Source organism: Paenibacillus sp. FSL R10-2788 (assembly GCF_038003885.1).
In the GTDB taxonomy this organism is placed as follows: Bacteria; Bacillota; Bacilli; order Paenibacillales; family Paenibacillaceae; genus Paenibacillus_AQ; species Paenibacillus_AQ odorifer.
In genome coordinates this window covers 2,533,027-2,557,401 of record NZ_JBBOQA010000001.1, presented here as the reverse complement: position 1 = coordinate 2,557,401, position 24,375 = coordinate 2,533,027, and the positions used below count along the sequence as shown (strand labels likewise).

At 43.7% G+C, this 24,375-nt stretch carries 18 protein-coding genes; 7 read left to right on the top strand and 11 right to left on the bottom strand.

The features are described from left to right. Nucleotides 1-8: 8 nt before the first annotated feature. A complete protein-coding gene (locus NSQ50_RS11020) occupies nucleotides 9-2,078 on the bottom strand; it encodes a bifunctional aldolase/short-chain dehydrogenase (RefSeq protein WP_076143199.1) in 2,070 nt (689 codons plus the stop codon). 216 nt (nucleotides 2,079-2,294) lie between these two features. Further along, nucleotides 2,295-2,795: a GNAT family N-acetyltransferase gene (locus NSQ50_RS11015; protein ID WP_076100758.1), complete on the bottom strand. Its 501-nt coding sequence runs from the start codon at nucleotides 2,793-2,795 to the stop codon at nucleotides 2,295-2,297. Between the two features lie 495 nt (nucleotides 2,796-3,290). On the opposite strand from NSQ50_RS11015, the gene NSQ50_RS11010 reads away from it, so the two are divergent. Both NSQ50_RS11010 and NSQ50_RS11005 read left to right on the top strand, forming a co-directional pair. Beyond that, the gene (locus tag NSQ50_RS11010) at nucleotides 3,291-4,199 is read left to right on the top strand and encodes an alpha/beta fold hydrolase (RefSeq protein ID WP_076100760.1); all 909 of its coding nucleotides are present in this window, start codon (nucleotides 3,291-3,293) and stop codon (nucleotides 4,197-4,199) included. A 29-nt stretch (nucleotides 4,200-4,228) separates the two neighbouring features. Continuing rightward, nucleotides 4,229-5,095: a sugar phosphate isomerase/epimerase family protein gene (locus NSQ50_RS11005; RefSeq protein WP_305953653.1), complete on the top strand. Its 867-nt coding sequence runs from the start codon at nucleotides 4,229-4,231 to the stop codon at nucleotides 5,093-5,095. A 62-nt stretch (nucleotides 5,096-5,157) separates the two neighbouring features. Here the strand turns inward: NSQ50_RS11005 and NSQ50_RS11000 are convergent, their stop codons facing one another. Continuing rightward, a complete protein-coding gene (locus NSQ50_RS11000) occupies nucleotides 5,158-5,361 on the bottom strand; it encodes a DUF1572 family protein (protein WP_162164297.1) in 204 nt (67 codons plus the stop codon). Further along, entirely contained in the window at nucleotides 5,348-5,512 is a 165-nt protein-coding gene (locus NSQ50_RS10995) for a hypothetical protein (RefSeq protein WP_162164296.1), read from the bottom strand. Before NSQ50_RS10995 ends, NSQ50_RS11000 begins: the two co-directional genes overlap by 14 nt. A 142-nt stretch (nucleotides 5,513-5,654) precedes the next feature. On the opposite strand from NSQ50_RS10995, the gene NSQ50_RS10990 reads away from it, so the two are divergent. Then, nucleotides 5,655-6,683, top strand: coding sequence for a glycosyltransferase family 4 protein (locus tag NSQ50_RS10990; protein ID WP_036689759.1), 1,029 nt, complete (start codon nucleotides 5,655-5,657; stop codon nucleotides 6,681-6,683). A gap of 157 nt (nucleotides 6,684-6,840) precedes the next feature. After that, nucleotides 6,841-7,809 (top strand): glycoside hydrolase family 43 protein, encoded by a 969-nt coding sequence (locus tag NSQ50_RS10985; protein WP_036689758.1) that lies wholly within the window; start codon nucleotides 6,841-6,843, stop codon nucleotides 7,807-7,809. A gap of 72 nt (nucleotides 7,810-7,881) precedes the next feature. Here the strand turns inward: NSQ50_RS10985 and NSQ50_RS10980 are convergent, their stop codons facing one another. After that, the gene (locus NSQ50_RS10980) at nucleotides 7,882-8,676 is read right to left on the bottom strand and encodes an AraC family transcriptional regulator (RefSeq protein WP_076224948.1); all 795 of its coding nucleotides are present in this window, start codon (nucleotides 8,674-8,676) and stop codon (nucleotides 7,882-7,884) included. A 133-nt stretch (nucleotides 8,677-8,809) separates the two neighbouring features. Between NSQ50_RS10980 and NSQ50_RS10975 the strand changes: the two genes are divergently transcribed. After that, nucleotides 8,810-10,153 carry a glycoside hydrolase family 30 protein gene (locus NSQ50_RS10975; protein ID WP_076224949.1) on the top strand — a complete coding sequence of 448 codons (1,344 nt, stop codon included), beginning with the start codon at nucleotides 8,810-8,812 and terminating at the stop codon, nucleotides 10,151-10,153. 88 nt (nucleotides 10,154-10,241) lie between these two features. Here NSQ50_RS10975 and NSQ50_RS10970 read toward each other — a convergent pair whose 3' ends face one another. From NSQ50_RS10970 to NSQ50_RS10950, 5 genes are all read right to left on the bottom strand, one after another. Continuing rightward, nucleotides 10,242-12,659 (bottom strand): glycoside hydrolase family 31 protein, encoded by a 2,418-nt coding sequence (locus NSQ50_RS10970; protein WP_256717106.1) that lies wholly within the window; start codon nucleotides 12,657-12,659, stop codon nucleotides 10,242-10,244. Between the two features lie 22 nt (nucleotides 12,660-12,681). Next, entirely contained in the window at nucleotides 12,682-14,286 is a 1,605-nt protein-coding gene (locus tag NSQ50_RS10965) for an extracellular solute-binding protein (protein WP_076224950.1), read from the bottom strand. A gap of 45 nt (nucleotides 14,287-14,331) precedes the next feature. After that, a complete protein-coding gene (locus tag NSQ50_RS10960) occupies nucleotides 14,332-15,255 on the bottom strand; it encodes a carbohydrate ABC transporter permease (protein ID WP_076105383.1) in 924 nt (307 codons plus the stop codon). 17 nt (nucleotides 15,256-15,272) lie between these two features. After that, nucleotides 15,273-16,196: an ABC transporter permease gene (locus NSQ50_RS10955; RefSeq protein WP_036689753.1), complete on the bottom strand. Its 924-nt coding sequence runs from the start codon at nucleotides 16,194-16,196 to the stop codon at nucleotides 15,273-15,275. Nucleotides 16,197-16,278: 82 nt separating this feature from the next. Next, nucleotides 16,279-17,883 (bottom strand): extracellular solute-binding protein, encoded by a 1,605-nt coding sequence (locus NSQ50_RS10950; RefSeq protein WP_076224951.1) that lies wholly within the window; start codon nucleotides 17,881-17,883, stop codon nucleotides 16,279-16,281. 256 nt (nucleotides 17,884-18,139) lie between these two features. Between NSQ50_RS10950 and NSQ50_RS10945 the strand changes: the two genes are divergently transcribed. Both NSQ50_RS10945 and NSQ50_RS10940 read left to right on the top strand, forming a co-directional pair. After that, nucleotides 18,140-19,864, top strand: coding sequence for a cache domain-containing sensor histidine kinase (locus tag NSQ50_RS10945; RefSeq protein WP_256717107.1), 1,725 nt, complete (start codon nucleotides 18,140-18,142; stop codon nucleotides 19,862-19,864). Nucleotides 19,865-19,878: 14 nt separating this feature from the next. Further along, nucleotides 19,879-21,489, top strand: a complete 1,611-nt coding sequence (locus tag NSQ50_RS10940) for a response regulator transcription factor (protein WP_076224952.1) — start codon at nucleotides 19,879-19,881, stop codon at nucleotides 21,487-21,489. A 1,704-nt stretch (nucleotides 21,490-23,193) separates the two neighbouring features. Here the strand turns inward: NSQ50_RS10940 and NSQ50_RS10935 are convergent. Then, on the bottom strand, nucleotides 23,194-24,288 hold the full coding sequence (locus tag NSQ50_RS10935; RefSeq protein WP_076225269.1) for a glycosyltransferase: 1,095 nt from the start codon (nucleotides 24,286-24,288) through the stop codon (nucleotides 23,194-23,196). Nucleotides 24,289-24,375 lie beyond the last annotated feature (87 nt).

Sequence of the window (24,375 nt, the reverse complement as noted above, 5' to 3'; positions counted from 1 at the left end):
GCTACCTCTTATCTAGTAAAAGCTGCTGGCACTCCACCGTCGATTGTCAGCATACAACCCGTAGTTTTCTCTGACTTGGAAGAAGCAAAAAAAGCAACGCCTTCGGCAATATCACGCGGATAAATATTAACTAGCAGCGTCGTGCGTTTACGGTAATGCTCCTCTAATTGATCCGGCTCAATCCCGTAAGCAGCCGCCCGTTCATTACGCCAGTTCGAATTCCAGATGGCTGATCCCTGTAAAATTGCATCGGGCAGAATCGTATTGGCACGGATGCCAAACTCTCCGCCTTCAGCTGCTATACAGCGGGCCAGATGGGCTTCGAGCGCCTTGGCAGAACTGTAAGCCGAAACGCTTTTTCCTGCAAAAATAGAATTTTTGGAGCCGATGAACACCATGCTGCCACCGATTTTTTGCTCCTTCATCACTTTAAAAGCTTCGCGTGCAACGAGAAAATATCCTGTGCCCAGTACAGAAATATTCAAATTCCACTCTTTTAATGAAGTCTCATCAAACGGACTGGAGGTTGCAAGCCCAGCATTATTAACGATAATGTCGACCCCGCCATAAAAAAGTGCTGTCTCCGCATATGCTGCGGTTACCTGCTCTTCCTGAGTTACGTCCATTTTAACGGCGAATGCACGATTTTCACCATACTTAGCGTTAATCTCTTCCGCTACTTTTTGTGCACCTTCCAGATTGAGGTCTGCCAATACAACATGCGCCCCTTCTGATACTAAACGACGAGCCGTCTCACTCCCAATTCCCCCGGCACCACCTGTAATAAAGGCAACTTTACGGGAGAACTCCGCTTCAGCCGGAGCCAGTGATAATTTATATAATTCCAAGGGCCAATATTCCACATTGTACGATTCATTCTCACTAAGAGAGACGAAATCTCCCAGTGCAGTAGCTCCGCGCATAACAGCAATCGCCCGGTGATACAAGGCTCCGCTGATCTTAGAATTGCTCCAGCTTTTACCTGTGTTGATCATGCCCACGCCAGGAATCAGGATCACACGTGGCGCAGCCTCGAACATTACATCGCCCTCATGTTTATTACGGTCGAAGTATGCTTTGTACTGCTCCTTATAAGCGCTAATCGCTTCGCTCAACTTCGCCTTCAAGCCATTGATATCATTGGTGTTTGGCTCCCACGCAACAAAAAGCGGCTTCATTTTGGTATGTACCAAATGATCCGGACAAGCTGCGCCTACATCAGATAACTTCTCCGAGTCAGCCCCTCCTACGAAACGCAGCACATCCTCCGCATCGTCGAAGGTCAAAATCATTTTACGCTCATCGCTAACTGCGCCTCTGATCAGTGGCATCACTGCGGCCGCTACAGCCCGTCGCTCTGCTTCTGGAAGTGCTTCTGATTTGCGGCCGCCAAATAGGTTCTGATCTTCAATTCTTTCTTCAATATAACTTTCCGCTTCGTTAATTATGGAGATTGTTTTGGCATAACAAGATTCAGGTGTATCCCCCCAAGTCACAAGACCGTGTTTCTCCATCAGCACTAATTCAGCTTTCGGGTTTGCGAGCACACCTTCGGCAATCATTTTGGATAAAGTAAAGCCTGGACGGATGTAAGGCACCCATACGAAACGATCCCCATAAATCTCACGGGCAATTTCCTTACCGTTATGCGCACAGCATAAGCTGATAATGGCATCTGGATGCGTATGATCCACATGTTTGAAAGGTAAAAACGCATGCAGCAACGTCTCGATGGAAGCACGAGGATGTTTAGGGTCAATCATACAATTTGCGAGATAAGCTACCATCTCTTCATCTGGCATTTCATCACGTTCAAATAACGGGGCAATATCCTGAAGCCTTAGTCCGGTAAAATTGCCTGCTTTCATTGTAGCAAGGTCAGAACCACTGCCTTTCACCCACATTACTTCTACCTCACGCCCGCGAAAATCCAATTCTATCGTTTTGCTGGAGGTATTCCCTCCGCCAAAGTTACAGACTCGGCGATCTTCTCCAAGCAGATTAGAGCGGAACACTAAAGCATCCAATCCCCCGTTTAATTTCGTTTCCCGAGATGAATCCCATAAGTTTTGTACCATTTGTGAATACCTCCGTTTTTGAATGTTTGTTTTTTTGTTTATTTTTGTTTGTTTTGATTTTAAACTATTTGTTTGTGTTTGAATAGAGCGCTTTCAACAAAATTTTAAATTATTTTCACATTTTAGACGAATCTACATTGGATGAACTACAATAACCTCGTGAATAACAAAAAAGAGCTGCCTCTTGGCAACTCCTCCACTATTTTTCAAACCAGCTTAAAGGGTGATCCAGTAGTTACATTTTTCATCCTTAATGCCATGTAGTTTTCCTTTGTTCGCTTCAATAACCTTTCTCGAAGATATATTGTCCGGCTCACAAGTCAGCATGACCTTATCAATCCCCATGTCCGCAGCTTTTTTTAACAGCTCTGCCAAAAAAATCGTACCATAACCTCTTCCTCTCTCACTGGGTCTGATACTATAGCCAATGTGTCCACCTGACTTCCTCAATTGATCATTTAAGGAATGTCTTAATTTTCCGACACCAACGGGATAGGAGTCAATCAGTAGCCAGTAGTTGGTCTGTGCTACATACTGTGGTGGAAGATTATCACCTTGTGAAAGTGCTATCCTCTCCCGGATGAAATCAGGAAATTGACTGAAAGCCAGATCAAATCCATTGTTGACGAATCCATTTTCCCCCGGACCTATCTCCACAATCATCTCAAAAATATCGCGTCCATCTGAAATGCTAGCTTCCTTTAGCTCAACAAGCATAATAATCCCCCCCTAGAACGTTATTAATAACTTCCCTATCAAAAATTTACCGCAAACAAGACCGGCATGCATTATTTAATTGCACAATCTACAACTAAAATGTACTTCAATGCTCACGCCTAATGTATTAAGTGTACTTTGTGCAATTAAATTCGCCCAATTTAGCTAAATCAGCTAATTACGAGAGATATAGTTGTACAAAGTACATCTATATCACCGAAGTGAGAGTAAAGTAGCAATTTAGTTGTACCAAATACACTTATCTGGCTCCTTGTGACTACTAGGTGATCAAGCAACAGGTATCTAAACTAATCTATCTAATCTATCTAATCTAATCTAATCTAATCTAATCACCATCTACTCGCCCTCTAATCACCTTCTGCTCCCCCTCTTTTCACAGGAATGTTTCTATTTCTCGCCCCTCCTTCCGCACTCTCGTAGTATACTTATTGGAATAAGATACAGATGTTGTATTTTTCACTAAGGAGGTTTGTGATGGTAAATAGCTTTAAGAATGCCAAGGCGAAAGAACAAGTGTGGCAGTCCTACCAACAGCTAGTTGATCAGTGGCCTATTCCTCTTGAAGAACTCGATCTCCCAACCACATATGGGCTGACGCATTGTATCCTTACCGGGCAAAAGAGTAATCCCCCCTTATTTCTATTTCATGGCGTTGGTGATAACTCGGCGGTCATGTGGCTCCTTAACATCGAGGAATTATCGCGGCATTTTTACTGCATCGCTATTGATACTCTGGGCGGACCCGGAAAAAGCATTCCTAATGCGTACTTTAATAAACAAAAGTTTGAGCAGGTGGAATGGATTAATGAAATAGCCAAACATCTGAGCATAGACGTCTTTAATATTGCAGGGGTGTCAAATGGCGCCTATATTGCTTTTAATTATGCGACCAAGCAACCGGACAAAGTGAACCGTGTGATTTGTTTGGAAGGCGGAATGGTCACCACACCAATCAAAGCCATGCTGCAAACGCTAATGATGATGTTCCCAGAGATTCTGGTTCCCACGGATCGCAATTTACTGAAAGTGCTGAAGAAGTTAAGTGCGCCTGACTCCCCTTTATTTGACAATCACCCAGAAGTAGCTGCTCATCTAATCCTTTTAATGCGCACTCATAATCAACAAGCTATGTTTGTTCATAAGCTTCAAAAATACGATAGAAACGCCGCAGTTGCCGTCAGAGATAAGCTCTATTTTTTAGTAGGAGAACACGCATTAAAACAATCAAAGGATTTCATAGATATTTTAGAGGACGGAAAGTTTCATTACCAAGTCATCCCCCGTGCGGGACACGGCATTAATCATGAGCAACCGGATAGAGTCAACACTGAAATCATCAATTTCCTGACCGGCGATAATGATAAATCACTTGCATCCTTATGAAAGCGTTACTATTATGAAGGTTATTACTCATACTTACTCTATTAAAGGAGAGGTTACCCATCAGATACGGAACTCTAGCCCACACATTTGGCTGCCTGCCGCTCAAGTCGTTAACTGCAACCCTTCAGAATTATGATATCGATTTTGTTCAGCTTGCATTATCCAAAGCCATTCAGGACATCGACACTTCTACCGGTAAACTAAGTCCAGGTCTTGCCAGCTATATTGGCGAACAATTTGATAAAGCAGGAATACGTATCGGTGTTTTGGGCTGTTACATCAACCCTGTTCATCCGGATCCTGTCATCCGGAGAGCTGAGATCAATCGTTTTAAAGAGCATCTTCGTTATGCCCGCCAATTCGGCGCACCTATGGTGGCAACAGAGACCGGTGCGCTGACTACTTTTCAAGCACAAGATCCGGTCCATTACGAAGCTATCGGCTGGGATACGTTAAGGGCAACTATAGAAGAACTTGCAGAGGAAGCTGAAAAATGGGGCGTTTTTCTAGGACTAGAGGGGGTCTGCACACATACACTTTCTACACCAGACAAGATGCGCCGCATCTTAGATGAAGTCCCATCAAGCTGTATAGGTGTTGTATTGGACCCTTGTAATTTTATTGGCACGGCTGCGCATTTGCAGGATCAAATTGTCGATGATTCCTTCAGATTATTCGGCGACCGTATCATTCTGGCGCATTTAAAAGATATCTATCAAGATGGTGAAAAAGCATACCACGGAAAAGCAGGCAGCGGATTATTCCATACCGAAGCTTTCCTGCGCAAACTCCAAGAATATAAGCCAATGATCGATGTGTCATTAGAAGATATCAAGGATCTGGAGGTTAATGATACCGTTGCTTTACTGAAGAAGCTTGCTCCTATAACACAATAAAAACCCACTTCTGAGGATAGGTGTTAGCAGCAGCTGCGCATCTATCCCAGCTTTATCTATGCTCAAAAATAGTGTTTCCAGTTATTGAGCAGATGATCATCCTCTGCCTGCAGCAATTTGGAGGCATATACGATTTGACCTGTATGATAGGAATAATGTTCTACCGCTCCGATCATAATCTTTTGAATACTCCAAGTATAATTCTCCATTCCAGCCCCCTCAGGGAAACTAATGGTGACCTCCCGTTCTAGATCAGCCTTCGTCAAATTGCCCACCACCGCACGGCTTTCTTCCCTGACCTTCAGCATATACTGCAATAATTCCTGTGATGAATAACCGCCTCTGGTCAAAAATTTGCTCCACATACCCCAAGGATTGATCGAGCCTTCTCATACATTCGATAATGATTTCACTCATACTAATCCCTCTTCCTTCTGCTTTTGTTTGTAAACTTGTTAAATGGTACTTTTCTATAGGAGCTGAATAAAATAAGAAACATAACGATTGAATCATATTGTTTCACTATTACAGCTCTAACTTGGAAGGGACGGGATTATCAATGAGATTCACATTCCCTATTCTGACCTTATCTCATGGCGGAGCACAACGTATGCTGGTAGAGCTCACCAATGGGCTGACAGATTTGGGCCATCAGGTCAACCTCCTCTTGCCTGTGGATGGCGCTATTTCTTATGATGTGCGCGCAAACGTAATCCGCTCCTCACATATGAATATTCACGAGCATGACTTTCCTCCCGGAGACGTCATAGTTTCTAATTATTATACAACTGTCCCCATCGCCCAAGCAGCAAGCAAACAAGGAAAAGGGGTTCATGTACGTTTATCTTTATGTTATGAGCCTCCTTTTTTACCGGATAACGGACGCTCCTTCCCCTCCTATCACATCACTGAGCATCTAATCGTTTTATCACGTTGGCAGCAGGAGCTGATCTTTTTAAATCATGGCATCACCGGCAGTATCGTGCCCATTGGCATTAGCTCCTCTTTTAAAAATATGAATATCCGTCACAGTCTTCAAGAGCCTTTAAACATAACAGCTATATTAAGAAAAACAGAACGCGGTTTCTCCTGGCACCGCGAGCAAGATTACCTTATAGAACAGCTGGATTACGTAAAAAGCCAATATCCCGATGTAAATATTAACTTCATCAGTCCGCCTGACGAGTTCAACACCTCAGAAATTCTCCAAAGAATGAAAGCTACTGGCAAATATCGGTTCTTTACGCCAGCAAATGATGAGGAGCTCTGCTATCACTATAACGGTGCGGATATTTTTGTTAGCTCAAGTATTTTTGATACAGGTTCTTTACCGGGACTTGAGGCCATGCGTTGTGGAGCAGCGTTAGTCTGTGTATATTCGGGTGGGAATATGGAATACGCCCATCACAAGAAAAACTGTTTGCTCTCTTATCGATATGAGAACCGGCTCGGTGAAGATGTCATCCGCTTAATACGTGATCCCAACTTAAGAACTAAATTAGCGGAGCAGGGGGAAAGATATTCGCGCAAATGGACTTGGGAAAATAGTGTCAGATTATTTGAACAAGCGATCACAGATTTATTATAAAAATATAAAAAAGCAAGTCTCCAATGGCTGAGATTTGCTTTTTTATTGATCCAAAAGAATCATTGACTAGAGAAATAATACAAGATATTATGTAAGCGTTATCAATTGCAAAATAATGAAACACTTTAGGGAAATCTAAACTAAAAGGAGAAGGAATATGGCGAAAAAAGGTAGGCAAGGTTATCGGTTGTTATTGTTGTCTTTTTTAATGCTTTTTACAACTGTTTTCTCAGGAGGATCGCAAGCTTATGCAGCAACCTGGAATCTGACTGGAGATACCAACGTACACGACCCTTCATATATCAAAGAGGGGAACACACATTGGGTATTCAGCACGGGATCAGGTCTCCAAGTGATGTTCTCAAACGATGGAACTAACTATATTCGCTCCCTCCCGATTTATACCTCGAAACCCTCCTGGTGGAGCTCTTACGTTCCCAATCAAGAAGGGCTAGATGTATGGGCCCCAGAAATTTTCTACTATAACGGTACCTATTACCTCTATTATTCTATCTCCACATTCGGCTCAAGAGTGTCTGCTATTGGTTTAGTAACTACTAAATCGATCTCCGGGGGAAAATGGACGGACCAAGGTGTCGTTATCTCGTCTAATGACGCCTCCAATTATAACGCCATTGATCCTAACATTACGGCAGATGCTAACGGAAACCTATGGATGACCTTCGGTTCCTGGAGCAACGGGATTTACATTACCTCCATCAACAAAACAACCATGAAGCCAACGGGCAACTCGTATCGCATTGCGACTAAATCCGGGGGGATCGAAGGCTCCAGCATGGTTTACAATCCAAACACCGGATATTATTATCTATTCGTATCCATTGGCCAATGCTGCTCAGGCGTAAACAGCACCTATAAAATTGCAGTGGGACGCTCAACCAGCGTACTGGGGCCTTTCTATGCGAAGGACGGTACCGATATGAAAAATGGCGGGGCTACGGTCATCGATAGCGGCAACAGTTTTTGGGCGGGTCCTGGTGGACAGGATATATACGGAACCAACGTTATCGTCCGCCATGCTTACAGTGTCGCTGAGAATGGCGCACCCAAATTGTTAATCAGTGATCTCGAATGGGATTCTGCTGGCTGGCCTTACTATAATTAACGTCTAATCGAGAGTTGCCCCGAAGTCCTACTCTGTGATTTATGGGGCAGCTTCTTTTTACTGATAAACCTTCTACTCTCTCTTTCGATAGATACCTGGCGAGACACCATAACGCTCCCGAAACACCCTGTGAAAATAGGTGTAACTTCCAAACCCCGTCTCCTCTGCTATACGCTCTAAGGTGTAATTGGTATTGTCCATTAATCTCAGTGCCATCGCAAGCCGGATTTGCCCCGCATATTGCATAATAGAATAACCGAATTGGATCTTGAATAAATGTACGGCCCTTGTCACACTAATTCCAGCATGAGCAGCTACGTCCTTTAGTCTGATCTCTGAAGTAGCATGCTCCTCCACATAACTCTTCATTTTAAGTCCGTGTAGAAGCGAAGCCGAAGATGATGCAGGTGCCTCTTCCATAGCCCGATCTAACAACAAACATAAAGCTTTAAATAGTGCTTCAAGTATTTCAGGGCTACCCCCGTCTAGTCTTCTATTCTCCAGATCAAGCTGTTGCCATATACTTTGCAGCTTACCATCATCCGCAATTCTACCCTTTTTGGGTCGCTCACGCAGGTTCCACCAGTGGTCCACCCATTCCCCTGTACACATTACAAAATAGTCCACACTATGTCCCAAAGGACTTTTCTTTTCACCGATTCTCAGATCATATATATCGTAGGGCTTAAATAACAATAGATCCCCCGGCACTACGGCAGTCATTTCTCCATCGATAAGGACTTCACATTCCCCTTCTGCTTGCAGCCTGATGATATAGGTATCCAACCCACTGCGATATAGTTGCCGAAAAGGCTGAGTATGGCGGATAAATCCACACAGACTAATTTGAACGCTGTTTGTTTCCATCGCATATGCTCCTCATTCTATAGTAGTCGATGACCAGATTGTTGAGGTTCTTAGCCATATAGTTTCTTCAAAGTGCAGTGAATCTCCTTCTATAATAAAGACAGAATTCATATGTAGGAGGTTATCAACCATTATGAGTAAAACTATTCGCGTCATTCAAACCGCTAAAGAAACCACGGATCGTTTAACAGAAAAGGACCCTCTGATTTTCCTTCCCGATACGTCAGGAGTCGAATCAGAGCTAATCAATATCTATGATGATCTGGAGTATCAAGAAATTGAAGGCTTTGGTGGAGCTCTTACGGAGTCCTCTGCCGTTACTATCTCTAAACTTAGTGCAGCTAAACAAAAAGAAATCATCGACGCTTATTTTCATCCTGAGCACGGCATTGGATATACCCTTTGCCGCTCACATATCCAAAGCTGCGACTTCTCACTGGGCAACTATGCTTATGTAGAGGAAGGCGATGCGGAGCTACGTTCGTTCGATATTTCCAGAGATCACGAGTCGGTTATCCCCCTCATAAAAAATGCTGCCGCAGCAGTAGGTGAAGATTTCCGTCTGTTCTCTTCCCCATGGAGTCCTCCAGCGTTCATGAAGACTAACGGGCAAATGAACGGAGGCGGAGCTCTTAAGCCTGAATATCGTGAGGCTTGGGCTAACATGTTCGTTAAATATATTGAGGCGTACGCTGCAGAAGGGATTGATATCTGGGCTGTCAGTGTTCAGAATGAAGCCAAAGCTGTACAAAGATGGGATTCCTGCCTGTATACCGCCGAAGAAGAAAAGGATTTTGTGCGTGACTACTTGGGACCTGCTCTGGAACAAGCGGGCTTGGGCCATGTAAAGGTTATGATCTGGGATCATAATAAAGAACGGGTGTATGACCGTGCTAAGGTTGCTTTTGAAGATCAAGTTGCATCCAAATACATATGGGGAATCTGCTTCCACTGGTATTCCGGTGATCACTTCGAAGCCCTCTCTGCCGTTCATGATCGTTTCCCAGATAAAAAGCTGTTCTTCAGCGAAGGCTGCCAAGAAGGTGGCGTTCATCTCGGCTCATGGAACACCGGTGAACGTTACGGACATGATATCATCGGCAATCTGAACAACTGGATGTCGAGCTGGACAGACTGGAACATTGTCTTGGATGAGCAAGGTGGACCTAACCATGTAGGAAATTACTGCGACGCTCCAATTATCGGAGATACCAAAAACGATGAAATTACTTTTGAGAGCTCTTTCTATTACATCGGGCACTTCAGTAAATATATTCGTCCGGGTGCTAAACGTATTGGTTTCTCTAAATATACAGATAAGCTTGAAACAACAGCTTTCCGCAACCCTGATGGCACTATTGCTGTTATCGTTATGAACCGCACAGAGCAAGAGCTTCCATTCACCTTGCGCTTCCATGACGAACTGGCTGAGAACATGATTCCGGCTCATGCCATTCAAACCCTGCTAATTAAGTAGCAGCTGTTCATTTCTAATAAAAAGAGGTTCTCTTTATGCCAGCGCACAGAGAGAACCTCCTTTTTTATTAAATTAAAAGAAATAGTGCTTAAAGCCTTGCTGATAGTATTTCGCATAACGCTCCATACAGTGTATGTTCAAGATCCAACGAGGCAAGAGAAGCCAGGGCCGCCATCGGCGTTACTGCTGCTTTGACTACATGGTAAATTTGTTCTTTCAATTGGAAAAGAATTTGCGCACGGTTCAGAAGGCTGAACACCTCATCATCTACAGAATTCACCGCAATCCGGGCATCTGTGAACGTTACCTCCAAGGAATGCTCTACCGCTTGATCCGAGATCATGATCGTAAGCGTATGTGTTGCCTCATCATAGTCTATGTTTGCTTCGATTTCTGTGCCGCCAGCGAATACCTGTACCTTCGTATCAGCAAAACCGACAAAGGACAACTTCCATGATCGCCGCTCAGGCACAACCTTTGTATTTCCCTGAGCAGAGAGAATCTTGAAGCTGGCTTTATCCCCCATTTCCAGGATCATTTCTGTATCGCACCATTGATCATCCTGATCCTCCGCAGTATCCCCCTCATCCTCCCAGAGATGAAAATGACCCCTTCCTCCCGCAAACACACGGACCTCCATATGCCTCGGATTATCCACTGAAGACGTATATTGCGTCAGATCTGCCATGGGAACAATAGCACCTGCTTTAGCTAATACAGGGATATTTTCTAGATTGCGATAGAGAGAAAGCTTTCTGCCACCGTCGTACACTCTTCCGTTAAAAAAATCTATCCAAACCCCTTCTGGTAACCAAGCCTTAAATTCGGCAACGCCTACCTTTGGGTTGACCGGCTGTGTAATCGGACAGGCAATAAGTTCCGTTCCGAAATAATATTCATTGGGCACTTCATAGGCTTCATTCGACAACGCATGATGATAATACATCGGTCGGATTAGCGGAAGACTATCGCGGCTGGCGTAGCGATTCATGGTGTACAGATAGGGAAGTAAACTATGCCGCAAGCGCAGGCAATCTTTCATCACATCTTCCGCAATCTTATTGAATCGCCATGGCTCCTTGCTGTTAAAGGCACTAGCAGAACTATGTAACCGCAGAATAGGCGAAAACACACCGAATTGCACCCAGCGCATTGCCAACTCATCGTCTAAATAACCATTCATATGGCCCCCGATATCATGGCTCCACCAACCATATCCCACGTTAGCGGCGTTGGCTGTGAAGTATGGCTGGAAATCCAGCGACTCCCAAGTGACAATGGTATCTCCAGAGAAGCCCACAGGATAACGATGGCTGCCAAGACCTGCATAACGGGAAAAAGTAATCTGCCGGTTGCCTCGCCGGCCGCTATCCAGATAGTGATAATGGTTCAGCATCCAAAGCGGATCTAGTCCCGGTACTTTAGTCACTCCACCCTGCTGCCAATCAATCCACCAGAAGTCCACACCTTCATTTTCTAGCGGATGATGCAGAAACTTAAAGTATGCTCGCAAAAAATTCGGATCCGTGATATCAAATTCCACAGCATCCCCTTTTTCCGGGTCCATACCCATCTCCGCAGCAATGGCAAGATAAGGATCTTCAAACGCCCGTACACCGTCTGCTGGATGTACGTTGAGCGTTACTCGAAGTCCTTTTTCATGCAGCCATGCCAAAAATCTTTGAGGCTCCGGGAACAATTCCCGGTTCCAGGTATAACCCGTCCAACCACTGCCGTACTGCGGATCAATATCGACGAGATGCCAATCCATATCTATAACAGCGACGGAAAACGGAATTCGCTCGAGCTCAAACCGCTCCATTAACGCTTTGTATTCTTCTTCTGAATATCGGTAATAACGGCTCCACCAGTTGCCAAGTGCATAACGTGGCAATAGGGGCGTACGACCGCAAAGGTGATAGAAATCCTTCAAGCAGTGCAAATAATCATGACCGTATCCAAAAAAATAAACATCGAGGCCAGCCAACGCCCGTAGCTCTACCCGTCCATCCTCTTCCAGTACTAGGGAGGTGCTATCATCAACTAACGTATACCCGGCACGTGAGAGTAGTCCGTGCTCCAGCGGAATGGCACCATCTGCATTATCCAGTGTACGTGCTGTCCCTCCCAAATCTTGGACTGTATCTCCATAATTCCAGACACTCATTAAATGACCCGCTTCGTTTCTCACCCGAATACTGAGACCATGCCGGGAGAAAGGCTGTTTGTCATAAGTTAAATGCAGGCGCTTCGTAATCAACTCAAGTTTATTCCCCAGATCAATTACGCGGAACTCTGGAACCGGAAAATTGCGATTCACAACGGTCTGTGACGCCCGATCTTCGAAATAACCTTCCTCACTATATTCCATCCGGATAAGCTCCGGAGTTAAGACAGTGAACCGATAGCACTCCCCCTGAATAATCGCATCAGCATTACTGCCTGGTTCAGAACGCAGCTTTAATTGGGTCGCCAAAGGGGGTGGCTCTTTCATCGTATTTCCCATCAAGTAAAAACCTCATTTCTTTTTATTCAACACCCATATAACGGCTGAAAGCATCTGTCCGAATTTTCACCATCTTTTCGAGGCCCATCCCCCGCAGCTGCTTCACATAATCATCCCACTGCTCGTCAATATCACCTGAGATTATAAATTGAGCACGCATTGTATTGACGTAACTGTCAATATCGGTGGTCAAGGTCGGCAGCTCCTGAAACTCTTCTGCAGTGTACATTACGTTAGGGAAAGGTGGTGTTGTGTAGTCACTTCCCAGCTTATCGAGTTGTAGCTTCAGTCCATCTCCGGTTTTAGGATTTAGAAAGATGGTCTTTTCAAAAGCTGGGCTCACATATTTCGGCCCGAAATCCCGGAGTGACTGTTCCCAATACCAAGCATCCGCACTGGTGCCGGTTGGAGGGTCCATCAATGTATACGTACCGTTGTCATTTTTCTTAATCACCGTTCCAATGGCACCCCAGAAATTCTGAATGCTGGCTTCATTGGTATAGAACTGATCCGCCCAGCGTGCAGCAATTTCTGGATACTTGCAGGATGTGGTGATCAACAGCTCGTTGCGTTCCAGATTCATCCCATACGGGTTCCCAACGGTGTAGCGCTTCCCGTCTGGTCCAGCAATTGGCGGAATGGTCACATATTGATCACTCCATTTGCCAAACATAGCGTCTGGCGTCCACTGATAAGAGAAGCCTACGATTGGGGCATCCGGATTTAGAAACTTTGCCGATCTCATCGTTTCGTCTTGAGTGAATACCTCTTTATCAAGTAATCCGTCTTTAAACAATTTGCTCTCCCATTTGAGCCCTTCTTTGTACTCCTCTGAAATCGGGTAATAAACCGCATTTCCGTCCTTGACCACCATGAAGTTATTATTCAAATCTGCGATTCCGAAGGGACTGATTAGATCATTACTTAATTCGATAAAAGGAATCTCATCCTGTTTTCCGTTTCCATTCGGATCTTGTTCTTTGAATGCTTTTAGCACGTTATAAAGATCGTCTATCGTATCCGGTACCTTCAAACCCAATTTGTTCAGCCAGGTTTTGTTAATCACAGGCTGACGTGAGCTTTTAGGACGTGAGGGTAATCTTGCAGGCAGCGAGTAGATTTTCCCGTCAGGAAAGGTGCTGATTTTTTTCATTTCCGGTGTTTCTTCCATAGCTGCTTTGAGATTAGGCATGTTGTGCTCAATATAGTCATCTAACGGCCGAAATAAGCTTAAATTATTGACGATATCCGCATCTCCGAAGGTCTGACTCCCTAAAATGATATCTGGAAGTGTGCCGCTGGCCAGCATAATAGACTTCCGTTCACTCCAATCATTGGAGGACATCACCTGCCACTCGATTTTGACATTCGTGTTCTTCTCCAAATCCTTGAGCCATTGATTCTCGGTAAAAGAATCTCCCATGCTGACCCACCGGACAGTGAGTACTTTCAGCGTCACAGGCTTATCCACTATCGGCAATCCTTCTTTGTTAAATTCACCCGGTTCAGTTTCAACAGAATTAATCCCACTGTTCCCTTTACAAGCTGTAAGGCTAGCAAGCAACGTTGTCACTAAAAGAATGACGGTGATTGTTCTATATATCCTGTTTTTTTGTTGCTTTTTCATAACGTTCTTGCTCCCTTACGAATGTTAGTAGAATAGCTGAATGTACTATTCCTTCACTGCGCCGATCATTACCCCTTGGTTAAAGTATTTTTGTACAAAAGGGTACACGCACATGATCGGAACCGTTGCCACGATAATAACAGAATACCGCATCATATTGGCGAGTCGTAGTGCGATTTGCGCAGCTTCCCCGGTTCCCATCCCCGACTGCATCTGATTGGTGATCAAAATATTTCGCAGGATCAGCTGCAAAGGATACATATTAGGATTTTTCAGATAGATCAAAGCATTAAAATATGAATTCCAGTAACCAACGGCGATCCATAGACCCAGCACGGCAATAATCGCCTTCGACAGTGGTAAAACGATCTGTAGAAAATAACGAAGATTTCCACAACCATCGATCTGTGCAGCTTCCCATAAATCTCCCGGAATACTCGACTGAAAAAAGGTGCGGGCAACGATTATGTTAAACACCCCAACGGAGAAAGGCAGTACCATCACCAGAAATGTATCGTACAGATGGAAATCACGGATCGTTAGAAAAGTCGGAATTAACCCCCCATTAAAAAACATCGTAAAGATGAAAAACAGGGAAAGATATTTTCGTCCCACAAGATCCTTTCTGGACAACGCATAGGCCGCAGAAATATTTACAATTAAACCGATTGCCGTCCCTACCACCGTATACATGACGGTATTCCAGTAACCGATCCAAATATTTTCATGACGCAGCAGCTCTTTGTAACCATCGAAGGTGAACCCTTTAGGAAATAACCAAACCTGCCCCCCCGCCACCGCGGAAGGATCACTGAACGAAGCAATGACGATAAAATACAGCGGATAGATTAAGATAACTAGAAAAATTGCTGATATAACATACATCACTATTTCCATTATAGTATCCGAAGAACGATTCTTCTTTATTTTCCCCACATTCCCTTTAGTAACTGTCTCTAAACCTCCCATTTCAATTCTCCTCCCTTCTACCACAAGCTATTTTCGCTTAGTTTTTTAGATATCTGATTGACCATGATCAATAAAATAAAATTAATAACGGTGTTGAATAGGTTGATCGCCGAGGAAAAGCTGTATTGACTGCTGAGCAAGCCAATTTTGTAGACATAAGTAGAAAGAATTTCACTTGAAGTGATGTTCAAGTCATTTTGCATTAGGTACACTTTTTCAAAGCCAACCCCAAGCAGTCCTCCGACCCGCAAAATAAGCAGGGTTATCGCTGTTGGCATCAGCATCGGAATATCGATATAACGAATTTTATGCATCCGGCTTGCTCCGTCTACGGTTGCCGCCTCGTACAAGCTAGGATCAACTGCGGAGAGCGCAGCGATAAAGATAATGCTGTCCCAGCCGACATGCTGCCACACATCCGACCAAACATATACACTGCTGAATAATCCAGCGGAGCCAATCAGATCAGGAGCCTCTTTACCAAAAAGACTATATATATTGCCCAGCAGTCCGGTGCTAGGTGAGAACAAAATCATCATTAAACCCACCATTACTACCGTGGAGATAAAGTGCGGCATATAGGACACCGTCTGGAAAAAACGTCTAAACCGGTTAGGTCTCATCTGGTTAACCATCAACGCCAGTATAATTGGAATCGGAAAGGTAATCAGACTGTACACACTGATGATCAATGTGTTTTTAATCGTTGATGAAAATTGATAGGAATGAAAGAATTTCTCGAAGTATTTGAATCCAGCCCATGGGCTGCCCCCAATTCCCAACGCCGGGCTATAATCCTTGAAGGCAATCAGCACCCCGTACATTGGCTTGTACGCGAATAATAACGTCAGAACTACAGCAGGAAAAAGCAATAGATAGAGACCCCAATTTTGTTTGATTTGTCCGAATTTCCGCCCGAAATGAAGTGGACCAGATTTCATGACATCCCCTCCTTATTTAAAATAGAGAATGCTACCCCACAGCTATCCTGTAGGGCAGCACCTTTTTCGAAAGACGAATAGGTTATTTCACGTTCATATAACGGGTGTAAGCATCCGTGCGAATCTTAACTAACTTTTCAAGTCCCATTTTATTAAGCTTGCTCACATAAGCATCCCAGCCCTCGTCAATTCCGCCTTTGCTAATAAATTGCGCCCGCATAGTATTCACATAGCTGTCGATATCCGTAGTCAAGGTTGGCAGCTCCTCGAACTCCTCAGAAGTGTACATTACGTTAGGGAAAGGTGTTGTTACATATTCACTGCCCAGCTTATCCAGTTGCAGCTTCAGTCCATCTCCACTTTCAGGGTTCAGGACGATTTTCGATTCAAAGGATGGGCTCACATATTTCGGTCCAAAATCACGTAGAGATTGATCCCAATACCAAGCATCTGCGCTGGTTCCAGCTGGTGGATCCATCAATGTATAAGTGCTATCATCGTTTTTCTTAATAACCGTTCCAATCGCACCCCAGAAATTCTGAATGCTCGCTTCGTCAGTGTAGAACTGATCTGCCCAACGTGCAGCAACCTCAGGATATTTGCAGGATGTGGTGATCAGCAGCTCATTACGGTTAAGATTCATCCCAATCGGATTCCCGATCGTATAACGTTTACCATCTGGTCCGGCAATCGGTGGAATCGTCACATATTGATCGCTCCATTTTCCAAACACGGCGTCTGGAGTCCACTGGTACGTAAAGCCTACAATTGGAGCATCCGGATTCTGGAACTTAGCCGATCTCATCGTATCGTCCTGAGTGAATACCTCTTTATCTAGCAAGCCTTCCGCATACAATTTATTTTCCCATTTGAGACCTTCTTTGAACTCCTCTGAAACAGGGAAATATATCGCTTTTCCGTCCTTGATGATCATATTATTGTTATTCAAATCGGCAATTCCGAAAGGACTGATCAAGTCATTACCAATTTCAATAAAAGGAATCTCATCTGGTTTTCCATTCCCATTCGGATCTTGTTCTTTAAAAGCTTTGAGCACGTTATAAAGCTCATCAAGCGTTTCAGGCACCTTCAAGCCCAATTTGTCCAGCCAGGTCTTGTTAATCACAGGCTGACGTGAGCTTTTTGGACGTGCAGGAAGTCTTGTTGGCAGGGAGTAGATTTTCCCGTCAGGAAATGTGCTGATTTTTTTCATTTCTGGGGTTTCTTCCATAGCTGCTTTGAGATTAGGCATATTTTGCTCGATATAATCATCAAGCGGCCGGAAAAAGCTCAGATTATTTACGATATCGGCATCCCCAAAGGTTTGATCTCCCAAAACGATATCCGGAAGCGTGCCACTTGCCAGCATAATCGACTTCTGCTCACCCCAGTCATTGGAGGACATTACTTGCCAATCGATTTTGACATTCGTATTTTTCTCCAGATCCTTCAGCCATTGGTTTTGCGTAAAGGTGTCCCCCATACTCCCCCAACGGACAGTCAGCACTTTAAGTGTCACAGGCTCATTCACAATCGGCAGACCTTCTTTGTTATAGCTGCTCGTTTCATTTGTCGCTGCATTATTCCCGTTGTTACCGCCGCAGCCAGCAATTCCAAATACCATCGCAGCCGCCAGCAGACCCACAGTCCATTTCTTTGCAGTTTTTTTCTTACTGTGTTGACTCATCTCTTAATCCCCCATTTCAATTTATCAAAATGCATCTGAATAGCTTTATAATAACTTCTTATTTTTTCGTATTCCGGACACATTAAGACGGTTATCCAGACCTTTGAATTCGCTTACAAAAAATGCAAAAGCTAAATGCTCTACTTGGGGAGATTTAATAACAGTATCCCGACTTCTGTATGTGCTATCCGGACTTTGAGGGAAATCGCTAGCGAGTTCTTATGTTTTTTTCACGCAGAGGTTTTATAATGACTTTATGATCAAAAAAACAGCGAACCACAAAACCTACCCCATTCGCCATTATATAAAAGTCATGATGTTGGTTTCATTCACAGTCCTTATTCTGGATTTAGGAATCAGCATCGCTTCCATTTCCATCGTTAAGCAGCAGTCCACTCGAAATTTGCAGGATACTGCGGCGCTTTACATCAATCGTATTAATCATGATTTTGCCTACATTAATCACTATATGGGCTGGACGCTTGGGAACGATGAGAGCTTACTAACGATGAATACTTACGGGGTCAACAGTATCGAGTTCTTAAAGGCAAATGATAATCTGTTCAAACGCTTTACCGAGCTGCAAAAAAACTACGGGCATGAGTATAACTTCTTCTACTATTTGAAAAATGAGACCTATTTTTTGAATTGCGCACCGATCAGCGTAACCTATACGGATTACAGGGAGCTGAAAAAAAAGATTATTTCTTATATTGATGATAAGGAGATGTACGAGAAGTTTTATTCCAAATGGACGCCTATTCTAGTAAACAACCATTATTATGTGATTAATATCGTGCCCTATTACAATCGCTATTTAATTGGACTGATCTCCGCAGATAATCTGATCCGGCCGCTACGCCAAATTAATCTTGGCGCCAATGGTTATGTTTCTCTAGTAGATGAGAATGAACAGCCTTTAACTAGTCCGATCTCCAATAGCGGAAAGCTAATAACGGAAAATGGGGGATTCTCTAATCTTTTGCAATCGCGTACAACAATCAACAGTGCATTCTCAGACACCACCTTCAGCACCAAAATGGTCATTAAATATGGCATATTCGAAAAAATCATGATTGCCCAGCTGCTTATTATGTTATTGTTCTTCATTGTGACCTCCACGTTATGCATTGTTCTGCTCTTTTTCAAAAAAAGAGTGTTAGGTCCGATTCAAAGCTTCTCCGATAACCTTGCTTTCATTAATGAGTCTGGGCAACCCGCAGATTTCAGAAGCAGTGAGATTATAGAGCTGGAACAGGCAAACACTCAGTTTAAAGGCTTGGTTGAACAAATCAAAACCTTTAAAATCGCTATGTACGAGCAGGAACTGGAGAAACAAAGAATACAGCTGGACTATATGAAGCTACAGATTAAACCACACTTTTTCTTAAACTGTCTGACTAGCATCTATAGCATGGCGCAAATTCATATGTATAAAGAAATTGAAAATATGACGTTGTCTACCTCTAAGTATTTCCGTTACATTTTTCAGAATGGCGAGAATTTTGTCCGGTTGGAGGATGAAATCGAGCATGTCCGAACCTACTTGGAGATTCAAAAGCAACGTTATCAGGACGCATTTATTTATTACATCGAACAAGAGGATCAGGCAGGCAGTGTGGAAATTCCACCGTTAGTGCTGCAAACCTTTATCGAAAATTCAATTAAATATGCGATTTCACGCGAACATGAAGCCGAGATCAGGCTTACAGTACAACGATTACAGATGGATCAGGAAGAAGAAATGCTCGTTATCCAGCTCACCGACACCGGTCCCGGTTTTCCATCTCAGGTGTTAGAGAAACTTAATCTTGGAGAGCCTTTGGATCAAAGTAAAGGTACACAAATCGGCATTATGAATACGCTTAAAAGACTAGAGTACCTATATTTAAAAAGAGCAACCGTTACCTTCTCCAATTTGGAGGGCGGCGGCGCTAGTGTAATCTTATATCTTCCGAAGCTTCCTAATAAATCTAAATGAATGGAGAGCAAACTATGAATGTACTGCTTGTTGATGATGACTTTTATGTTATTGCCGCATTGCAAAAGAAAATTGATTGGGAATCACTACACATTGATACTGTTTATACGGCTAATAATGTCGCTCAAGCACGTGAAATAATAGAAAAGCATTCTGTTCAAATTCTGATTTCAGATATTGAAATGCCACAGGGCAGCGGACTGGAATTACTAGCATGGATTCGCGAGGGAAATTATAGTATTCAGGCTATTCTTCTTACCAATTATGCAGATTTTAACTATGCGCAGAAAGCAATCGAATTGCAGAGCTTTGAATATTTCCTTAAGCCCATTGAATTTGACAAGCTGATGTTGATCATCCATAAGGCGGTTACCCAAGCAAAAGAGCAGCAAAAAAACGAAAAAGCCATTCAGGGCGGTTACTTTTGGCAAAAAAATCAGGCGAAGATTCTTGAGCATTTTTGGCGGAAGCTAGTTAGTGGCAGTACATCATTTCCCATTAAATTGTCAGACATCACACATGCCATTGAAGAACAAAACCTCTCCTATCAAATGAGTGATACCCTACAGCCTTTGATATTTAACTTATTCCCTTACAATGGCAGTATGGGAAAAGAAGAAAAGGATCTGTTTGATTTTGCCCTGCTAAATGTATTGTACGAATTGTTTCAGCACCCTAGTTTTACCATCGAAAGCATTCTGGAATACAAAGATTATAACTGGATCGCCATATTAAAATGGAACCAGGCTCCAGATACGCAACTGCTTGAAGCATTATGTGCTTCTTTTATTCAAAAGGCGAATCCTTATTTAAAATGTGATGTCTGCTGCAATATTGGTTTAAACGATAAACTGAGTAATGTGGGGAATGTTCTAAAACAATCCCTGACTATGGATGAAGAAATTACGAGATGCAGAAATCAGACCTTTTTGGTGGAGGCTTATCTGCATCAAAATAAACCGGGCTATACACCACCGGATCTTGCCTATTTGGAAGAACTGCTGAATCAGAATAAATTCACTGCTTTTCTTGAAGAAGTTACACAATATTTAAAGGTCATGCTTAACAATAGAACACTTGAGACCTCTGTCCTTAGCTTGTTCCGTTTAGATGTAGTACAGCTAGTCTATTCATTTCTCAACCTGAAAGGGATAAGATCACACAAATTATACTCTGGCAAAACTAATGATAAATTATCTATGCACTCTTTGGATTCAATCGAGGATATGGAAGAATATCTTAAATACCTTGTCACTACAGCCATGAAATATCGTGACTTTGCTGCCCAGCCTAAGTCCGTCGCAGAAGAAATCAAACAATACATTCATTCACATTACGGCGATGACCTGACCCGAAATGATTTGGCTGAAATTGTCTATCTCAATCCTGATTACCTGGCAAGGATATTCAAACGAGAAACTGGGGTTTCATTAGGCAGTTATGTCATCCACGTCCGAATCGCGGCTGCGAAACATTTATTGGAAACCACAAATATGTCTGTATATACCGTCGCGAACAAAGTTGGCTATAGCAACTACTCCTATTTCTCCAAGCTTTTCAAACAAGAGGTAGGTCTCCCTCCAAACGATTATAAAAAGGAACAACAATACAATCCAGCTTACTAAAAGAGGGTAACCCAGCATCTAGTTCATGGATGCTGGGTTACCCTCTTTGGGATATCTTCTGCATATTAATTACTGCCTACCTTTACTCCTACGCTGCTGATAATGATCCACCTACGAGCTTACTCTTGCGCCCAGTAATCATACGCCACGCCTATACTCCTACGCTGCCGGGAATCTTACACCCCTGACTTTACTCTTACACCCAGCAATCATCCACCATGTCCCCCTGCTTCCGGACCCAGATGACGCTATTTGCCCATTTATCGCCTTTTGATCACAGTTTCGGACTCCAGTGCAGCTATTCCTGAGATATTGCTCCAAATGGAGTGTGTTTCTGGTCAATAGCGACTATGCGGTCCGTTAGAATTCCAAATGTGGCATAAAGCAGCGTTTAAGGTCAGCTGGGTCCGATAGCTGCTTTGTACGCGGAAATCTGGAGCTAATTAGCGAAACATGCCGGGGGATCAAGGGAACAGCTCAACATCGCCAATAACTATGCGCCTCACTCTTACACACAGTAATCATCCGCCTCGCCTATACTCCTACGCTACCGGGAATCTTACACCTCATACCTTACTTTTACACCCGGTAATCATCCGCCACGCCTTTTCTCCTACACTACCGGAGTCATTTACGCCGAGCTTACTCTTACATCCAGTAACCCCCGACCCACCCTCTCCCCTCTGATGCTTCCGGACTCAGATGACGCTATTTGCCCATTTATCGCCTTTTGAGCACAGTTTCGGACTCCAGTGCAACTATTCCTGAGATATTGCTCCAAATCGAGTGTGTTTCAGGTCAATAGCGACTATGCAGTCCGTTAGAATTCCAGATGTGCCATATAGCAGCGTTTAAGGTCAGCTGGGTCCGATAGCTACTTCCTACGCGGAAATCTGGACCCAATCAGCGAAGCTTGACGGGGATCAAGGGGACAGCGCAACTCCGCCAGTAACTATCCGCTTCACTCTTACACCCGGTAATCATCCGCCACGCCTTTTCTCCTACACTACCGGAGTCATTTCCCCGAGCTTACTCTTACAACCAGTAACCACCCGGCCCACTCTCGCCTCAGGTGCTTTCGGACCCAGATGACGCTATTTGCTCATTTATCGCCTTTTGAGCACAGTTTCGGACTCCAGTGCAACTATTCCTGAGATATTGCTCCAAATCGAGTGTGTTTCAGGTCAATAGCGACTATGCAGTCCGTTAGAATTCCAAATGTGCCATATAGCAGCGTTTAAGGTCAGCTGGGTCCGATAGCTACTTCGTACGCGGAAATCTGGAGCCAATCAGCGAAGATTGCCGGGGATCAAGAGGACAGCGCAACTCCGCCAGTAACTATCCGCTTCACTCTCTCCCCTCTGATGCTTCCGGACCCAGATGACGCTATTTACTCATTTATCGCCTAATGAGCACAGTTTCGGACTCCAGTGCAGCTATTCCTGAGATATTGCTCCAAATCGAGTGTGTTTCAGGTCAATAGCGACTATGCGGTCCGTTAGAATTCCAAATGTGCCATAAAGCAACGTTTAAGGTCAACTGAGTCCGATAGCTACTTCCTACGCGGAAATCTGGAGCTAATTAGCGAAGCTTGCCGGGGATCACGGGAAGGTTCCCCACTGCCAGTAATCTTGCAAGCTCCAAAAAACGCATTAATGCCCCAGCAGTTATAATCAGAACGGCTGGGGCATCTCTTTTACTAAATTAAACCTGGAGCGCTACATATTTATCGCCAAGCAGATTTTTGAAATAGGTGCGATTGTATAACATACTAGGATGGGATGGATAAAAACTCAACGCCGTTTCATTGTGATGATTCGCCTTCTCGTGTTGGCCGAGACGATCATAACAAAGTGCCAATTGAAGATGCGGCAGCCAGGTATAAAAGATTCCATTCTTCATCCCCATCGAATCGTTATCCCGCGGTAGCTGAATCGCTAGCTCATACCAGTATGCGGCTGGATGCAACTGGCCTTTTTCCAGCAGAAGTGCCCCCAGTCGGCAACAGAACTCTGAACGTGGTTTATCATACTGCAAGGTTTTACATAACGCTTCAAATGCACCGTCTTTATCCCCCAACCGTTCCCGGCATTCGGCAAGCTTTAGGCAAGCCTGGAAATTATCTTCAATCCAGCCCTGCCCACCCGCTAAGAAAATCTCATAGTATTTGCAAGCCTCTTCATTTATAGCATGATCCCTTAATTCATTCGCATAATAATACTGGTCTCTCGGCGAAAATACTTCACCCTGTGCAACACGTTTTTGATAAATCCGCAAATTACGATCTGTGTATTCCTTATCTTTCTCATGTGTGATGCAGACATCACTACTAAAAGAAGGACCACTTACCTCTAAATACTCATGAACAGGCCCAATCCATTGAAAGTTGCAGCTGCGTCGAACCAGCCTGTTGCGGCGTAAACTAGCTGTGACATTTCCCGCTTCGTCAAAAGCCAGATTATATTGCATGTTCACACTGTGAATATGTCCCGGCAGGATTTCTTTTAGTTTTTTTAAAAGAATCTGATCCTCTTCCTTTATATAATCATCCGCATCAAGCCACAAAATGTACTCCTGAGTAGCTTTGCTAAAGGCAAAATTACGTGCGGCACTAAAATTATCAATCCATTCAAAATCATAAATTACAGCTCCGAAGGACAACGCAATCTCTTTTGTTTTATCCGTCGAGCCTGTATCCACGATAACAATTTCATCTACGAGACTTGCAATGGTAGATAAACATCGGTGCAAGCTTTTTTCTTCATTTCGTACTATCATACATAAACTAATCGTAACCATACTCGCCCTCCTACACGCTTTGTTTGAAATTCTTTCTATATTGATATGCAGGGTTTAAGAAACGGACTCCCTCTCTATCCCGCCCGA

Bases quoted from the DNA above. Each gene is read 5' to 3' on its own strand.
- NSQ50_RS10995 (WP_162164296.1), bottom strand. From the start codon at position 5,512: ATGAGTGAAATCATTATCGAATGTATGAGAAGGCTCGATCAATCCTTG.
- NSQ50_RS10965 (WP_076224950.1), bottom strand. From the start codon at position 14,286: ATGAAAAAGCAACAAAAAAACAGGATATATAGAACAATCACCGTCATT.
- NSQ50_RS11015 (WP_076100758.1), bottom strand. From the start codon at position 2,795: ATGCTTGTTGAGCTAAAGGAAGCTAGCATTTCAGATGGACGCGATATT.
- NSQ50_RS10950 (WP_076224951.1), bottom strand. From the start codon at position 17,883: ATGAGTCAACACAGTAAGAAAAAAACTGCAAAGAAATGGACTGTGGGT.
- NSQ50_RS10935 (WP_076225269.1), bottom strand. From the start codon at position 24,288: ATGGTTACGATTAGTTTATGTATGATAGTACGAAATGAAGAAAAAAGC.
- NSQ50_RS10945 (WP_256717107.1), top strand. From the start codon at position 18,140: ATGATCAAAAAAACAGCGAACCACAAAACCTACCCCATTCGCCATTAT.
- NSQ50_RS10940 (WP_076224952.1), top strand. From the start codon at position 19,879: ATGAATGTACTGCTTGTTGATGATGACTTTTATGTTATTGCCGCATTG.
- NSQ50_RS10960 (WP_076105383.1), bottom strand. From the start codon at position 15,255: ATGGGAGGTTTAGAGACAGTTACTAAAGGGAATGTGGGGAAAATAAAG.
- NSQ50_RS10970 (WP_256717106.1), bottom strand. From the start codon at position 12,659: ATGGGAAATACGATGAAAGAGCCACCCCCTTTGGCGACCCAATTAAAG.
- NSQ50_RS10985 (WP_036689758.1), top strand. From the start codon at position 6,841: ATGGCGAAAAAAGGTAGGCAAGGTTATCGGTTGTTATTGTTGTCTTTT.
- NSQ50_RS11010 (WP_076100760.1), top strand. From the start codon at position 3,291: ATGGTAAATAGCTTTAAGAATGCCAAGGCGAAAGAACAAGTGTGGCAG.
- NSQ50_RS10955 (WP_036689753.1), bottom strand. From the start codon at position 16,196: ATGAAATCTGGTCCACTTCATTTCGGGCGGAAATTCGGACAAATCAAA.
- NSQ50_RS10990 (WP_036689759.1), top strand. From the start codon at position 5,655: ATGAGATTCACATTCCCTATTCTGACCTTATCTCATGGCGGAGCACAA.
- NSQ50_RS11020 (WP_076143199.1), bottom strand. From the start codon at position 2,078: ATGGTACAAAACTTATGGGATTCATCTCGGGAAACGAAATTAAACGGG.
- NSQ50_RS10975 (WP_076224949.1), top strand. From the start codon at position 8,810: ATGAGTAAAACTATTCGCGTCATTCAAACCGCTAAAGAAACCACGGAT.
- NSQ50_RS10980 (WP_076224948.1), bottom strand. From the start codon at position 8,676: ATGGAAACAAACAGCGTTCAAATTAGTCTGTGTGGATTTATCCGCCAT.